The organism is Flavobacterium psychrotolerans (assembly GCF_003097635.1).
Taxonomy (GTDB): Bacteria; Bacteroidota; Bacteroidia; order Flavobacteriales; family Flavobacteriaceae; genus Flavobacterium; species Flavobacterium psychrotolerans.
In genome coordinates this window covers 1-1,057 of record NZ_QCZI01000053.1, presented here as the reverse complement: position 1 = coordinate 1,057, position 1,057 = coordinate 1, and the positions used below count along the sequence as shown (strand labels likewise).

The window sequence follows — 1,057 nt, the reverse complement described above, 5'->3', positions numbered from 1 at the left end:
GTTGCCCCACCCCCCATCACTCCACCGGAGCCACCGCGTACGGCCGTGGTCGTCCTGCGCAAGGCTTTACCCGCCAATACGCCGGTCAGTGAAGACGATGTGCTGATCGAGCGCCTGCAGGTTGCCCCCACCGGGGCCTACCAGCAAACCGCCCAGGTGATCGGGCGCACCAGCGCCAGGACACTTGCAGCGGGCACCTGGCTGGATGAGTCCAGCTTCCAGGCTGGCGGGCCGCTGGCCCGGATGATCCGTGCCAACGAGCGGGCGGTGGCAGTCGGTGTGGACGAAGTGGTCGGCGCCGCCGGCCAACTGCGCCCAGGCGACTACGTGGACGTGTTGCTGTTCCTGCGTGAAGAGCCCAACAACCCGCAATCCTCCGCCCAAGTGGTGCTGCCGGCCTTGCGCGTGCTCAGTGTCGGCGACCAGACGGGCCTGGCCAACGACGGCCGCCCGGCGCAGACCGCCGAAGAGCAAAAGGCCCGGCGCGAACAAGCCAGTATGAACAACGGCACAGGTACCCGCACCGTGGCGCTGGCAGTGCCGGAGGCCTTGGCCAGCCGTGTGATGCTGGCTGCCCAGGCTGGCACCTTGCGCCTGGCCGTGCGCAGTGCCGATGAGCAGCGCCTGGCGCGGTACTGGAACGAGCCCGATGCCCAACCGCAGGTGGAGGCCGCCAACCGCGAACTCTACCGCTTCAGCCAGCTCTCCCAGTCGCCGGTGGCCAACGCTGCCAGCCTGGCGACCAGCAAACCCACACCCGCCATGCACATCATCCGTGGCGCACAGGCTGACGATACGAATAAAACCCCCTGACCCGGCAAGGATGCAGCGATGCGTAGTTCCTTTTTGAGACAAGCATGTTGTACCGGGCTGCTGGCCGCGCTGTTGCCCCAGGCCCAGGCAGTGGGCAAAGGCTGCGAGGCGATCAGTCAGCTCCCTTCGGTCATCGAGATAGACCAGGGCCTGCAGCAGGAACTGCGCCTGCCACTGGCGATCAGCCGGGTTGCCGTAGGCGAGCCCAAGGTGGCCGATGTGCAGGCCAGCGGTGACCGCGGTG

At 67.5% G+C, this 1,057-nt stretch carries 2 protein-coding genes; both read left to right on the top strand.

The window, feature by feature from the left end:
- The coding region (gene cpaB / locus DB895_RS14160) for a Flp pilus assembly protein CpaB (protein WP_116725996.1) at positions 1-813 on the top strand (813 nt) is incomplete at its 5' end.
- Positions 814-846: 33 nt separating this feature from the next.
- A partial coding sequence (locus DB895_RS14155) for a pilus assembly protein N-terminal domain-containing protein (RefSeq protein WP_208012207.1) occupies positions 847-1,057 on the top strand: 211 nt, incomplete at its 3' end.